Origin of the sequence: Caulobacter sp. BK020, assembly GCF_004342605.1 — a bacterium.
Taxonomy (GTDB): Bacteria; Pseudomonadota; Alphaproteobacteria; order Caulobacterales; family Caulobacteraceae; genus Caulobacter.
Genome location: NZ_SLZL01000005.1, coordinates 99,692 through 112,357 on the forward strand (window position 1 = coordinate 99,692; position 12,666 = coordinate 112,357).

A 12,666-nucleotide genomic window follows, 5' to 3' on the forward strand; every position below is an offset into this window, starting at 1 on the left:
CCACGCGGCGAGGACCGGGCGCTCATGGGGCGACTCCGCCCGTCGAGGGATAGATGGGGTGGTCGTGGGGCTTGAGCAGAAACCGCCGTACAATCTCGCCATAGCCGTCATAGACAAGGCCGCCGTTGGCGCACAGCAGGCGCTCGCGATCGCGCGCATAGAGCGTCGGCAAATGGCGCCAGGACACGCCTGGCTGGTCATGATGAGCGGCATGCAGATTGTTGTTTAGAAAGAGCAGGCCCAAAATCGGGGCGCGCTCGACGACGGCGACCCGATGCTGGGGCGTGGGGTCGGCTCGGTGCTCGGCATAGGAGCGCAGCAGCGACAGGGCCGCGCCCGGATAGACGAAGCAGCCCAGATAGAGCCACAGGGACATGTGGCACATGAGGACAAGCCACCCGACAATAAGCGCCGCCGCCAGGCCATGCCAGGCCCACAGCCGCAGGCGACCAGGTTCCCGGCGAATGATCCGGCCGACCTCCTCCAGGCAGAAGACGCCGATCTCGATGAACGGACCCAGGACCAGACGCCCCAGCAAGGTGGCTTGCAGCGCCGCCGCCCAACGCCGGGCAAGCGGCGCGGCGGCGGGAAGGTAGCGCGCTTCTGGATCGTAGAGCGGATCGGTCAGGTGCTCGGTGGCGTGATGGGCCAGGTGCGACTGGCGATAGACCTCGAAGGGCAGCCACAGAGACAGGGGCGCAAAGCCGATCAAGGTGTTGAGCCGTCGCGAGCGGGTCGGATGGCCATGGATGATTTCGTGTTGCAGGGACCCTTGCCAGGCGATGATCCAGCCCCCGACCAAGCCCAGCAACGGCCAGGGCAGCCGGTCATGGAAGAAGGTCGCCGCGGTCCACAGACCGTAGATCACCCCCGCCAAGCAAAGGGTCGGCCATTCCACGCCACCCGCCAGACCCCTCCGCCGCTCGGTTGCGGCCCCAAAGTTCAAGTCCACCAATAGTCGATCCGATCCACTGACGCGCAAGCCGGCCCCCGACTGTGATCAAGCCGGGCCTCCGCGCCGCGATCAATTCAGATCAAATCGGTAGGAATTAAGATAAACTGGCGCCTTGCGACGCCGCGCCGCACGCAAATCCTCTCCCTTCAGCGGCGCTCATATGGCGCCTGAGGATTAATCCATTGAGCGCGGCTGACGCCCGGCGCTTTGTGGCTGGCGTCGGGCGTCGCAGAGGAGGATCGACCTTGTCCTTGCAGGAACCACCGGCTCGATCGTCTCGGACCTCGCGCGCGCCATCGCAAACAGCCTCTCGCGTCGCCGAACCGGCCGCGCCTGCCCCACCGACCGTCCGGCTGAAGGGCTTCACCCGGCGTTTTGGCGACAACGTGGTCATCGACAGCCTGGATTTGACCATCGCGCCCGGCGAGTTCGTCGCCCTTCTGGGCGCCAGCGGCTCGGGCAAGACCACCCTGCTACGCACGTTGGCGGGCCTCGATTCCGCGGCCGGCCAGGACGTCACCACGCCGCAGGCCCGGGCCGTGGTGTTCCAGGACGCGCGCCTGCTGCCCTGGAAGAAGGTCTGGCGCAATATCGCCCTGGGATTGGACGGAGCGGAGGTCCGCGCCCGTGCGCAGGCGGCGCTGAAGGAGGTGGGCCTGGGCCATCGCCTCGACGCCTGGCCCGCCACCCTGTCGGGCGGCGAGGCCCAGCGGACGGCGCTCGCCCGCGCCCTGGTGCGCGAACCGGCCTTGCTGCTGCTCGACGAGCCGTTCGCGGCCCTGGACGCCCTGACCCGGCTGAAGATGCACGACCTGGTGCTGTCGCTGTGGCGCGAGCACCGACCGTCGGTTCTGCTGGTCACCCACGACGTCGATGAGGCCATCGCCTTGGCCGACCGCGTGCTGGTGCTGGACAAGGGCAAGATCGCCGCCGAGGAGCGCATCCCCCTGAGCCGCCCTCGTCAGGTCGACGCCGCCTTCCACGCCATTCGCCGCCGCTTGCTGGGCAAGCTCGGCGTCGAGATCGCGTCGACGCAGGGCGCAACGCCGAGCCCTGGTCCGCATCCAGGCGCGCTGATCGCCTTCCCGATCGGCGTGACCGTCAACTAGGACGCTCATGCCCGCGACACGACCCGAACTCTACTTCGCGCCTGGCTCCTCGGCTTTCGCGCCCCTGATCGCCCTGGAAGAACTGGGCGTTGCCTATGACGTCCACCGCGTCGATCTGGCGGCCGGCGAGCAACGCCAGCCGGCCTATCTGAAGGTCAATCCGCGTGGTCGGGTGCCGACCCTGGTCGTGGACGGCGAGCCTGTCACCGAGGTGCTGGCGATCCTCACCTACCTGGCCCACGCCTACCCTCACAGCGAGCTTCTCCCCCTGGCCGACCCGCTGAAGCTGGCCCACGCCTATGAGGTGATGAGCTGGTTCGCCAGCACGGTGCATGTGGCCTTCTCGCAGATCGCCCGCCCCGAGCGCTTCGCCGACGACGACGACGTCAAGGCCGCCCTGGCCGCCGCGGGCGAGGCGCGGTTCCACCGCACCCTGTCCGACATCGAGCGCCGGGCCCAGGGGCCCGGCCTTTGGCTGCTGGGCGAGACCTTCAGCGCCGTCGACGCCTACGCCCTGGTCATCTGGCGCTGGGCGGAGCGTCGCAAGATCGACACGACCGCCTATCGGGCCTGGAGCGCCAAGACCGCCCGCGCCCTGGCCCGCCCCTCGGTTCAGCGCGCCCTGCGCCAGGAGAGCCTGACGCCCGTCGCGTGACCGGACCAAGGGTTCAGAAGGTCAGACCCCGCGCGTGACGTTGGCGCGCGAGACGTGGTGTCGGCTCGACATCAAGCCTCAGCTGGCGCTGTCGACCTCGTCGTCAGGCGGAAAGCGCCACTTGCGAGCAACGGCCGCCGAAAAGGTCCAGCCCTCGATGAGGTCCGTCCGCCTCCGCACGTGTTTCGGCAAATATCTTTGCAAGCGCTTCGCGCTACAGCCGTTTGGAAGGCTTTCGAACCGCCGATTTATCCTTACCGTTCAAGCTCCTAGAAACCACAAAACCTCAGGAGAAGCCGTTGGCGCGCCCTGCTGGATTCGAACCAGCGACCGCTCGCTTAGAAGGCGAGTGCTCTATCCAGCTGAGCTAAGGGCGCGCAACCCCGTTTGGGGAGCTTGAGGTGGAAACCCTAGTGGGTCCAGGGCTGCTTGCGGCCGGCGGCGAAGTTGTCGGCGTAGGCCTTGATGATCCGCTTGGGCGTCTTGGGTTCGAACAGCTGGAACGAGATTTCGTGGCGCTGGGCGTAGGCGACGGCTTCGTCGCGGGTCTCGAAGCTCAGGCGCACCTGGCCCTTCATGTCGCTCGACTGGGTCCAGCCCATCAGCGGGTCGGGACGTCTGGCCGAGGCCGGCTCGAACTCCAGCACCCAGTCCTTGGTCTTGGCCTTGCCGGACTGCATGGCGGTCTTGGCGGGGCGGTAGATGCGCGCGAGCATGAAAGCCTCTCCAGGTCGATCATCGCCCCCTCGAAAGGGGACCTAGGTGGTCGGAGCGGCAGGATTTGAACCTGCGACCCTCTGGTCCCAAACCAGATGCGCTACCAGACTGCGCTACGCTCCGAAACACCGAGCGGCTGCTCTACAGGGCTTCGTCGCCGGGAGCAAACGGAACGGGCGCCCAAAACCCGAAAATGAAGTCAGCCCTTCGGGAAGATTTTGTTGAGCACCCGGTCGCCCGGCAGGATGCCCAGTTGCGCGGCGCGGCCGCCGGGAATCTCCAGCACGCCGCCGACGACGCCGCCCGAGGGGATCGGCGTCTCGTCGTGCGGCACGGCGTTGCGGGCGATCGATAGCACCCGGCCATCCGGCGCGATGTAGAGGATGTCCAGCGGGATCAGGGTGTTCTTCATCCAGAACGCCGCCCGCTGGGGCGGCTTGTAGGGGAACAGCATGCCGCGGTCCGGGGCCAGGGCCTTGCGGAACATCAGGCCCCTGGCCTGCTCGGCCCTGGTCACGGCCAGCTCGACCGTGAACTTGACCCGTCCCCGGCTGGTCAGGATCTCGACCGTGTCGAGCTTGCTCGATGGCGTGGAGGCGACAGCGGTCGGCTTGGCTCGTGCCTGCCACGCCTGGGCTGGGGCTGCCGCCAGGAGGCCCGCAGCTAGCACCAGGGCGGCGAAAGCTCGGGCTTGCCCTCCGATCGTCGTCATCAAGGTCACTCGCGCCTCATCATCGTCGCTGCATCCGCCCCGCAGGGATCCTACGACGTCGTGATGCAGGGGCGAAAGCCGGCCTGCGATTCTCAGTCGTCGCCGGGCGTGATCTCGGCGACGACCAGTCCCTTGGGGCCCTCGGCGAAGCGCACCATCACGTCCTCGCCCGGCTGCAGGTCTTCCAGACCGCCGCGACGCAGGGTCTCGATATGCACGAAGATGTCGCCCGGCTGTCCGTCGCGGACGACGAAGCCGTAGCCCTTGGTGCGATTGAACCACTTCACCTTGGCGCGCTCGGCTGGCCCCATCGGCTCCAGCGCCTGGCGGCCGCTGTCGATTCCGGACCGGAATCCATCGCGACGCAGCCCCATGCCGCCGTCGCCGAATGAGCGCCTGGGCCGTTCCACGGGGACGCTGGCGGCGCTTTCGTCGAGATCCACCACCTCGGAAACCTGCCAGCCCTTGGGACGCTTGACGACGTCGCAGACGATGATCGCGCCCTCCAGCGCCGTCTCCCGACCACAGTTGCGCAGGGAGGTGACGTGCAGCAGCACGTCCTTCAGGCCCGTCTGGCCCGGATCGTCGGGGACGATGAAGCCGTACCCCTTGCCCGTATCAAACCACTTTACGCGACCGCTGATACGCACGAATTCCTCATGCGATCCCGAGTCCTCGAAATCGAAACCAGACATTCCGCCCCTCTGGCTCGCCCAGACAGCCCAGGGGGCGAGCACCACAGAATAACACTGTTCTCGCGAGGCGAGCGCCGTCAATAACCAATTGACGGCGCGGGACGGCCATAACCACAGCGCGACATTTCGTCGCAGCAGCTAGACCGATATCAACCTGAAATGTCCGTGGTGGGTGGCAGTCCCTAGGGGAGTCGAACCCCTCTCTCCAGAATGAAAATCTGGCGTCCTAACCGATAGACGAAGGGACCACGGCGCCTGCATTAGGCGGGTATTCGCATGTAAAGTCCAAGTACGCTTCGCGGTGGTAGTCCCTAGGGGAGTCGAACCCCTCTCTCCAGAATGAAAATCTGGCGTCCTAACCGATAGACGAAGGGACCACGTGGCCGCGAAGAGCAGGCGATATACAAAGCTTCCCCCCGGGGCGCAAGCGACGAAGAGCAGTTTTTTCAGGTCGTGCGCATGCGGGGGTCAGCGACGTCCTCGATCTCCAGCTGGACGCCTTCGCGGCCCATGTAATCGTCCGGTTTCAGACGACCGACCACGTGCAGCGCGCCGCCGCCCGCCAGCAGGCGCTCGCCCAGCGGGGTCTCGGCCGAGCGCCAGGAGATCGCCTTGATTCGATCGCCCGACGGCCCGACCAGGTCGACCCGCACGTGGCCGCCCCTCATCGCCATCATTCGCTCGGGGCGCACGCCGGCCAGGGCGAACATCGGCTCGGGATTGCCGGGACCGAACGGCGCCAACTGCTGGAACTCGCTCCACAGGGCGCGGTTGGCGGCGCGCGGCTGAACCAGGGCGTCGATATCGACCCCCTCGACGCCCACAGCCTCCATCTCGCCGGCCAGACGCTCCTCCAGGAAGGCGCGGAACTCGGGGATCGAATCGGGACGGATCGACAGGCCCGCCGCCATGGCGTGGCCGCCGCCGGCCATCAGCAGGCCGGCCTCGAAGGCCGCCTGGATCGCCGCGCCCAGGTTGACGCCAGGCTGCGAACGGCCCGAGCCCTTGCCGACATTGGCGGCGCGATCGACGCCGATCACCACCACCGGCTTGCGGTAGCGCTCGCGCAGGCGGCCGGCGACGATGCCGATCACCCCGGGGTGCCACCCGTCCCCAGCCACCACGATCACGGGGGCGTCGGGATTGAAGTTGCTGCCGCGCTCGAGCATGGCGGCGGCTTCCTCGACCACGGCGGCCTCGACCGCCTTGCGCTCGGTGTTCAGGCCGTCCAGCTCCTCGGCCAGGGCCCGGGCCTCCAGCGGATCGTCGGTGGACAGCAGGCGCGCGCCCAGGTCCGAGCGGCCGATCCGTCCGCCGGCGTTGATCCGCGGCCCCAGGATGAAGCCGGCGTGGAACACCGAGGCGGGCCCCGAACCCTTGCCGACCTCGAACAGGGCCTTCAGGCCCGGATTGCCCCAGCTGGACATCGTCCGCAGGCCGAGCGTCGTCAGGGCCCGGTTGAAGCCGACCAGCTGGGTGACGTCGCAGACCTCGCCCATGGCCACCAGGTCCAGCCATTGGCGCAGGTCGGGCTGCGGGCGTTCGTCGCTGAACAGGCCGCGCTTGCGGGCCTCGCGGTTCAGGGCGGCGAGCAGGACGAAGGTCACGCCGGCGGCGGCCAGCACCCCCTGCCCGCTCTGGCAGCCCGGACGGTTGGGATTGACCACGGCGGCGGCGGCCGGCGGGTCCTCGCGCATCAGGTGGTGGTCGATCACGACCACCTCCAGCCCGATGGTCGCGGCGCTGGCGATGGCGTCATAAGCCGCCGCCCCGCAGTCCAGGGTCACGACCAGCTCGGCCCCGCCGTCGCGGATGGTCTTGAACGCCGCCGGGCTGGGGCCATAGCCTTCGGTCAAACGGTCGGGAATGTAGATGGGCAGCTCGACGCCCATGTAACGGAACCACCGCACCAGCTGGGCGGCGCTGGTGGCGCCATCGACGTCATAGTCGGCGAACACCATGGTCGGCCGGCCGCTTTCCAGCGCGTCGATCAGGATCTCGGCCGCCCGGTCCATGTCGGTGAAGCTGGAGGGATCGGGAAACAGCGCCTTCAGGGTGGGACGCAGATAGTGCTCGACGTGATCGACGCCGACACCGCGCGAGGCCAGAGCCCGGGCCAGGGGCTCGGACAGACCGTGAGCCAGTTGATGGCTGCGGGCGACCGTCGCGTCGCCCGGCCGCTCGCGCCAGGCCCGGCCGCTGATCGAGCGGGAGACGTCGAGAAAGTGGCTGGTGGCCAGCGGTGCGTGTCCATCGGCCATCGTTCAGCCCTCCTCGGTGGCGGAGGCGCCCGCAATACGGAACTTGGCTGTCGTGGTCATCTCCCAAGCCTACGCGCTTCGGCGGATTCGCTCCATGTGGCGCGAGATTGGAAGATGGGATCCGCATGCGTCAGAAGCGGACGCCAACACCAAAACGGGGACGTGCCCTTGCGGCGTGTCCCCACCGACGGGCACGGCGCTTGTTCATGGGGACTCGCCGCAAGGGCGTGTCCCCGGCGCAGTTCAGTTTGCCGCCGACAATTCCGCCACCAGCGCCACCTCATTGGCCGAGCCCAGCACCACCGGCACGCGCTGGTGCAGCTTGGTCGGCTGCAGGTCGAGGATCGGGGTCACGCCGTCGGTCGACTTGCCGCCCGCCCGCTCGACGATCAGCGACATCGGGTTGGCCTCGTACAGCAGGCGCAGCTTGCCCGGCTTGTCGGGTTCGCGGGCGTCCCACGGATAAAGGAAGATCCCGCCGCGCATCAGGATGCGGTGGACGTCGGCCACCATCGAGGCCACCCAGCGCATGTTGAAGTTCTTGCCGCGCGGGCCGGCCTTGCCCTGCAGGCAGCCGTCGATATAGCGCCGCACCGGCTCGGCCCAGTGGCGCTGGTTGGACATGTTGATCGCGAACTCGGCGGTGTCAGCCGGAATGGCGATCGTCGGGTGAGTCAGCCGCCAAACGCCGTCTGCGTCCAGCGTGAAGCCGACGACGCCGCTCGACAGGGTCAGCACCAGCATGGTCTGCGGGCCGTAGACCGCATAGCCGGCGGCGACCTGGCGGCGGCCGGGCAACAGGAAGTCCGCCTCGCTGGGCGCCACCCCGGCTGGCGCGGGCAGGATCGAGAAGATCGTGCCGACCGACACGTTGACGTCGATGTTGCTGGACCCGTCCAGCGGGTCGAAGGTGACCAGATAGCCCCCGACCGCGCCGGTGGTCTCGATCACCTCCAGCTCCTCGGACGCCAGGCCGGCCACCAGCGGGCAGCCGTTCAGCGCGTCACGCAGGATGTCGTTGGTGATGATGTCCAGCTTCTTCTGCTCTTCGTCCTGGACATTGACCTGGCCGGCCGCGCCCAGGCTGCCCGAGATCGCGCCGGACGCCACCACCTTGCTGATCTGGGCGCAGGCGCCGGCGACCACGGCCACGACGGCTTTCACATCGTCGCTCGCCGGTTCGTTGGCGAGCCATCCGGCCAGATCGGTCAGCGTGGTCATGAAGAGCCTCGTACTACGGAAGGGATTCGGCGCGACCTTAGCGCGCGCGGAGCATTTTCCGATCCGGTTGGATCGCCGCCCTGCTCTAGGATGTTGTCGTGACGCATTTTGCGGCGGTGGATCGGCGTCGGCCTTGGTCGGAAGGTCTAAGCCTTCCGCTTCATCCACACTTCGCGCACCGTGCCGGTCGACGAGTTCATCACCAGCGTGTGGGTGTGGACGAAGCCGTCCTTGAAGGTCACGCCGTCCAGCAGGTTGCCCCAGGTGACCCCGGTGGCCGCGAAGATGGCGTCGGCGCGGACGATCTCGTGCAGGTCGTACTTCTTGTCCAGCTCGGTGATGCCCCACTTGGCGGCGCGGGCGCGCTCGTCGCCGTTGCGGAACAGCAGGCGGCCCTGGAACTGACCGCCGACGCATTTCAGGGCCGCGCAGGCCAGCACGCCCTCGGGCGCGCCGCCGGATCCGACATAGAGGTCGATGCCGGTGGACGGATCGGTGGTGGCGATCACCCCGGCCACGTCGCCGTCGGTGATCAGGTTGACCCGCGCGCCGACCGAACGGACGCTGGCGATGATCTCGGCATGGCGCGGCCGATCCAGCACGCAGACGGTGATCTGTTCGGGCGCGACGCCCTTGGCCGCGGCCAAGGCCCGGATGTTGTCGGCGGGCGACTTGTCCAGGTCGATCACCCCGGCCGGCAGGCCCGGGCCGCAGGCGATCTTGTCCATATAGGTGTCGGGGGCGTTCAGCAGGCTGCCCTTGGGCGCCCAGGCCATCACCGCCAGGGCGTTGGGCATGGCCTTGGCCGTCAGGGTGGTGCCTTCCAGCGGGTCCAGCGCGATGTCGATGGCGGGGCCCTGCCCGGTGCCGACCTTCTCGCCGATATAGAGCATGGGCGCTTCGTCGCGCTCGCCCTCGCCGATCACGATCTCGCCGTCGATGGCCAGTTCGTTGAGCGTGTTGCGCATGGCGTCGACCGCGGCCTGGTCGGCGGCCTTTTCGTCGCCCCGGCCCACCATGGTCCACGAGGCGATGGCGGCGGCTTCGGTCACGCGGACCGCGTCCAGAACCAGAGCGCGGTCCAGGGTCTTCGAACTCATCAACGTCTCCCAGCCTATGCGAGGCTTTTGGTCCGACCCCTTTGCACGGTTCTCAGATGCGCGCGACGCGCAAAAGGCGGGGACGCTCTAGCACGGCGTGCAGCTTTTCGATGCGACTAATCGCGTCCAGGAGATTGGATTCGGGTGTCGCGTGGGTGACGAGCACGATCGGCACGCCCCCTGCCCCCTCGACGGGCTTCTGCAGGAAGCTGTCGATCGACACGGCGCACTCGGCCAGGGTCTCGGAGATGGCGGCGATGGCGCCCGGCTCGTCGCGGACCATGATCCGCAGATAGGCCTTGCCCACCGAGCGGGCCGGATCGACGGCGACGAACGGCTTCAGCTGGCCTGCTGGGGCCTGGAACACCGGGCGCCGGGCGCCGGTCATCACGTCGGCGATGTCGGCGGCCACGGCGGCGGCGGTCGGGCCCGCCCCCGCGCCCGGCCCCTGGATGAAGATCCGACCGATGCGCTTGCCTTCGATGAACAGGGCGTTGAGCGCCCCGCCCGCCTGGGCCAGGGGATGCTCCAGCGAGGCCAGGCTGGGATGGACCTTCACGGCCACGCCATCGGCGGTCTTCGCGGCGCTGGCCACCAGCTTGATGCGGTAGCCCAGGTCCTTGGCCAGCTTGATGTCGAGCAGCTCGACATCGCTGATGCCCTCGATCTCGGCGGCGTCGAACTTGGGCGCGCAGCCGAAGGCCAGGGCGGCCAGGATGCTGATCTTGTGGCCGGCGTCGAAGCCGCCGACGTCCATGGTCGGGTCGGCCTCGGCGTAGCCCAGCCCCTGCGCCTCGCGCAGCACGTCGGCGAAGTCGCGGCCGGTCTTCTCCATCTCGCTGAGGATGAAGTTGCAGGTGCCGTTGAGGATGCCGGCCACGCCGACCACCTCGTCGCCGACCATGGCCTCGCGTAGCATCTTCACCGCTGGCGTGCCGCCCATCACGGCGGCTTCGAACAGCAGCGGGGCCTGATTGGCCTCGGCCAGGGCGGCCAGCTCGGCGCCGTGCTCGGCGATCAGCGCCTTGTTGGCGGTGACCACCGGCTTGCCCAGCTTCAGAGCCGCTTCGACCGCGGCCTTGGCCGGACCGTCGCTGCCGCCGACCAACTCGACGAACAGGTCGACGTCCGGCGACGAGGCCAGGGCGACCGGGTCGTCGAACCAAGCCAGACCAGAGATATCGACCGTGCGCGGCCGCGACTTCGACCGGGCCGAAACCGCCGTCACCACGGCCCGGTCGCCGGCCGGGGCGAAGTCGGGCTGCTCGGCCAGGAACTGCAACAGCCCCCCGCCGACGGTGCCGAGGCCGGCGACGCCGACGCGCCAGGTCTTCTGGGTCATGTTCGCGTTCCTAAACTCTGCGGCCGGGCAGCGCGTCCGCGCCCTAGACCTGTTCCATCTTGTTGTGCGCCTTGGCCAGGATCGTATCGGCGTTGGCGATGAACTTCTTGACGTTGCGGGCGGCCTGCTTGATCCGCTGTTCGTTCTCGACCAGGCCGATGCGGACATAGCCCTCGCCGTATTCGCCAAAGCCGATGCCCGGGGCGACGGCGACGCCGGCCTCCTCGATCAGCAGGCGCGAGAACAGCATCGAGCCGGCGGCCTCGAACTGTTCGGGGATCTTGGCCCAGGCGAACATCGAGGCCGGCGGGTTGGGAATGTCCCAGCCGGCGCGCTTCATCGACGACACCAGGGTGTCGCGACGGCTCTTGTAGATGCCGCGGATCTCGTCGACGCAGTCCTGCGGGCCGTTCAGGGCGGCGGCGGCGGCCACCTGCACGGGGGTGTAGGCGCCATAGTCCAGATAGGACTTCACCCGCGCCAGGGCGGCGCAGATGCGAGCGTTGCCGACCACCATGCCCACGCGCCAGCCGGCCATGGCGTAGGTCTTCGACAGCGAATTGACCTCGACGGCGATGTCCTTGGCCCCGTCGACCTGCAGGATCGAGGGCGGCGGGTTGTTGTCGAAATAGATCTCGCCATAGGCCACGTCGCTGATCACCAGCAGCTCGTGCTTCTTGGCCAGGGCCACGGCGTCCTTGTAGAAGTCCAGGTCCACCCACTGGGCCGTCGGGTTGGACGGATAGGACAGGATCAGCACGCTGGCCGGGGGCACCGAATGCTTGGCCGCGCGGCTGATGTTGGACAGGTACTGCTCGGGCGACAGCGCCGGCACGTGGCGGATCACGCCGCCGGCCATGATGAAGCCGAAGGCGTGGATCGGATAGGCCGGGTTGGGGCAGATGATCACGTCGCCCGGCGCGGTCAGGGCCTGGGCCAGGTTGGCGAAGCCTTCCTTGGAGCCCAGGGTGGCGATCACCTCGGTGTCGGGATTCAGCTTCACGCCGAACCGCCGGCCGTAATAGCCGGCCATGGCCTTGCGCAGTCCGGCGATGCCCTTGGACGCCGAATAGCGGCCGGCCTTGGGGTCGCGCGCGGTCTCGATCAGCTTGTCGACGATGTGCTTGGGCGTGGGCATGTCGGGATTGCCCATGCCGAAGTCGATGATGTCGGTGCCCTCGGCGCGGAGCCGCGCCTTGATCTTGTTGACTTCTTCGAAGACGTAGGGCGGCAGGCGACGGATGCGATGGAAATCGGAGGTCATGAAATGCTCATTGCGCCACAGCGGCGCGCCGGGAGCGGATGTCGGGCATGGATAGACCCCGGGCGGGGCCTAGCCAAGCCAGTTATGGGGATTTTATGCCTCCGTCGCCCTATTGGGGCTTGGACGGAGGCGCGGTAGCTCGCTCGCGCGCCGCCTTGGCGAAGGCTTCGGTCGCGGCGCGATCGGCGTCGGTGGGGATGTCGCTGGGCGGCGCCTTGCCGATCTTGCGGGCCTTGGCCGCATAGCCTTCAGTGTCCGACAGGGTCCAGGTGCTGGGCGCGGTCTCGCGCTTCAGCTTGTCGGCGGCGATCTTTTCGGCGCCCACGGCCTTCTTGAACTGGACGGGCGTGCGCACGTCGGTCGGGATCGCCGGGATGTCGATGAAACGCGGCGCGACGGCGTCCTTGGAATCTCTGGCGGCGGCGTTGGCCGCGGCGGCCACCGGCGAGCTGGGATCAGCCGGCGGCGGATTGAACGGCGAGATCGACGAGGCGCACGCGGTCAGTCCCGCTAGCAGGCCCACCAGAGCCGCGCCGCGAAAGAGTACGCCAAGACGTACGATTTTACCGGTTTCGTCGTTCATCTTGTCTCAGGTCTTATGCGATGATCGCGTCGAGCGAAAGGCCATCCGCGCG

The 12,666-nt window shown here is 68.1% G+C and carries 12 protein-coding genes and 4 tRNA genes; 2 read left to right on the plus strand and 14 right to left on the minus strand.

Features of this window, described 5'->3' with window-relative positions:
• Nucleotides 1–22 precede the first annotated feature (22 nt).
• A complete protein-coding gene (locus tag EV278_RS07790) occupies nucleotides 23–898 on the minus strand; it encodes a fatty acid desaturase (protein WP_207905458.1) in 876 nt (291 codons plus the stop codon).
• A gap of 410 nt (nucleotides 899–1,308) precedes the next feature.
• On the opposite strand from EV278_RS07790, the gene EV278_RS07795 reads away from it, so the two are divergent.
• Nucleotides 1,309–2,064 carry an ABC transporter ATP-binding protein gene (locus EV278_RS07795; RefSeq protein WP_347812821.1) on the plus strand — a complete coding sequence of 252 codons (756 nt, stop codon included), beginning with the start codon at nucleotides 1,309–1,311 and terminating at the stop codon, nucleotides 2,062–2,064.
• 7 nt (nucleotides 2,065–2,071) lie between these two features.
• Entirely contained in the window at nucleotides 2,072–2,719 is a 648-nt protein-coding gene (locus EV278_RS07800) for a glutathione S-transferase family protein (protein WP_132089005.1), read from the plus strand.
• A gap of 300 nt (nucleotides 2,720–3,019) precedes the next feature.
• On the opposite strand, the gene EV278_RS07805 is transcribed toward EV278_RS07800, so the two are convergent.
• The 13 genes from EV278_RS07805 to EV278_RS07865 form a co-directional block, all read right to left on the minus strand.
• Nucleotides 3,020–3,096, minus strand: a tRNA-Arg gene (locus EV278_RS07805).
• 33 nt (nucleotides 3,097–3,129) lie between these two features.
• Nucleotides 3,130–3,435 (minus strand): ETC complex I subunit, encoded by a 306-nt coding sequence (locus tag EV278_RS07810; RefSeq protein WP_132089007.1) that lies wholly within the window; start codon nucleotides 3,433–3,435, stop codon nucleotides 3,130–3,132.
• A 47-nt stretch (nucleotides 3,436–3,482) separates the two neighbouring features.
• A tRNA-Pro gene (locus EV278_RS07815) sits at nucleotides 3,483–3,559 on the minus strand.
• Between the two features lie 76 nt (nucleotides 3,560–3,635).
• Complete coding sequence (locus tag EV278_RS07820; protein WP_132089010.1) at nucleotides 3,636–4,148, minus strand: DUF192 domain-containing protein; 513 nt, start codon at nucleotides 4,146–4,148, stop codon at nucleotides 3,636–3,638.
• Nucleotides 4,149–4,240: 92 nt separating this feature from the next.
• Nucleotides 4,241–4,843: a stationary phase survival cold shock domain protein CspD gene (gene cspD, locus EV278_RS07825; protein ID WP_132089013.1), complete on the minus strand. Its 603-nt coding sequence runs from the start codon at nucleotides 4,841–4,843 to the stop codon at nucleotides 4,241–4,243.
• Between the two features lie 173 nt (nucleotides 4,844–5,016).
• A tRNA-Glu gene (locus EV278_RS07830) sits at nucleotides 5,017–5,091 on the minus strand.
• A 54-nt stretch (nucleotides 5,092–5,145) separates the two neighbouring features.
• Nucleotides 5,146–5,220: transfer RNA gene (locus EV278_RS07835), tRNA-Glu, on the minus strand.
• Between the two features lie 69 nt (nucleotides 5,221–5,289).
• Nucleotides 5,290–7,104 (minus strand): single-stranded-DNA-specific exonuclease RecJ, encoded by a 1,815-nt coding sequence (gene recJ, locus EV278_RS07840; protein WP_132089016.1) that lies wholly within the window; start codon nucleotides 7,102–7,104, stop codon nucleotides 5,290–5,292.
• Nucleotides 7,105–7,347: 243 nt separating this feature from the next.
• Nucleotides 7,348–8,325, minus strand: coding sequence for a class 1 fructose-bisphosphatase (locus EV278_RS07845; RefSeq protein WP_132089019.1), 978 nt, complete (start codon nucleotides 8,323–8,325; stop codon nucleotides 7,348–7,350).
• A gap of 146 nt (nucleotides 8,326–8,471) precedes the next feature.
• Nucleotides 8,472–9,425, minus strand: a complete 954-nt coding sequence (glpX, locus tag EV278_RS07850) for a class II fructose-bisphosphatase (RefSeq protein WP_132089021.1) — start codon at nucleotides 9,423–9,425, stop codon at nucleotides 8,472–8,474.
• A 52-nt stretch (nucleotides 9,426–9,477) separates the two neighbouring features.
• Nucleotides 9,478–10,767: a homoserine dehydrogenase gene (locus EV278_RS07855; RefSeq protein ID WP_132089024.1), complete on the minus strand. Its 1,290-nt coding sequence runs from the start codon at nucleotides 10,765–10,767 to the stop codon at nucleotides 9,478–9,480.
• Nucleotides 10,768–10,810: 43 nt separating this feature from the next.
• Nucleotides 10,811–12,031: an LL-diaminopimelate aminotransferase gene (locus tag EV278_RS07860; protein ID WP_056760040.1), complete on the minus strand. Its 1,221-nt coding sequence runs from the start codon at nucleotides 12,029–12,031 to the stop codon at nucleotides 10,811–10,813.
• Between the two features lie 109 nt (nucleotides 12,032–12,140).
• Nucleotides 12,141–12,614 carry a hypothetical protein gene (locus tag EV278_RS07865; RefSeq protein WP_132089027.1) on the minus strand — a complete coding sequence of 158 codons (474 nt, stop codon included), beginning with the start codon at nucleotides 12,612–12,614 and terminating at the stop codon, nucleotides 12,141–12,143.
• Nucleotides 12,615–12,666 lie beyond the last annotated feature (52 nt).

Excerpts from the sequence above, each read along its gene's own strand:
- EV278_RS07810 (WP_132089007.1), bottom strand. The coding sequence starts at position 3,435 with ATGCTCGCGCGCATCTACCGCCCCGCCAAGACCGCCATGCAGTCCGGC.
- cspD (WP_132089013.1), bottom strand. The coding sequence starts at position 4,843 with ATGTCTGGTTTCGATTTCGAGGACTCGGGATCGCATGAGGAATTCGTG.
- EV278_RS07820 (WP_132089010.1), bottom strand. The coding sequence starts at position 4,148 with ATGACGACGATCGGAGGGCAAGCCCGAGCTTTCGCCGCCCTGGTGCTA.
- EV278_RS07860 (WP_056760040.1), bottom strand. The coding sequence starts at position 12,031 with ATGACCTCCGATTTCCATCGCATCCGTCGCCTGCCGCCCTACGTCTTC.
- EV278_RS07800 (WP_132089005.1), top strand. The coding sequence starts at position 2,072 with ATGCCCGCGACACGACCCGAACTCTACTTCGCGCCTGGCTCCTCGGCT.
- EV278_RS07865 (WP_132089027.1), bottom strand. The coding sequence starts at position 12,614 with ATGAACGACGAAACCGGTAAAATCGTACGTCTTGGCGTACTCTTTCGC.
- EV278_RS07855 (WP_132089024.1), bottom strand. The coding sequence starts at position 10,767 with ATGACCCAGAAGACCTGGCGCGTCGGCGTCGCCGGCCTCGGCACCGTC.
- glpX (WP_132089021.1), bottom strand. The coding sequence starts at position 9,425 with ATGAGTTCGAAGACCCTGGACCGCGCTCTGGTTCTGGACGCGGTCCGC.
- EV278_RS07845 (WP_132089019.1), bottom strand. The coding sequence starts at position 8,325 with ATGACCACGCTGACCGATCTGGCCGGATGGCTCGCCAACGAACCGGCG.
- recJ (WP_132089016.1), bottom strand. The coding sequence starts at position 7,104 with ATGGCCGATGGACACGCACCGCTGGCCACCAGCCACTTTCTCGACGTC.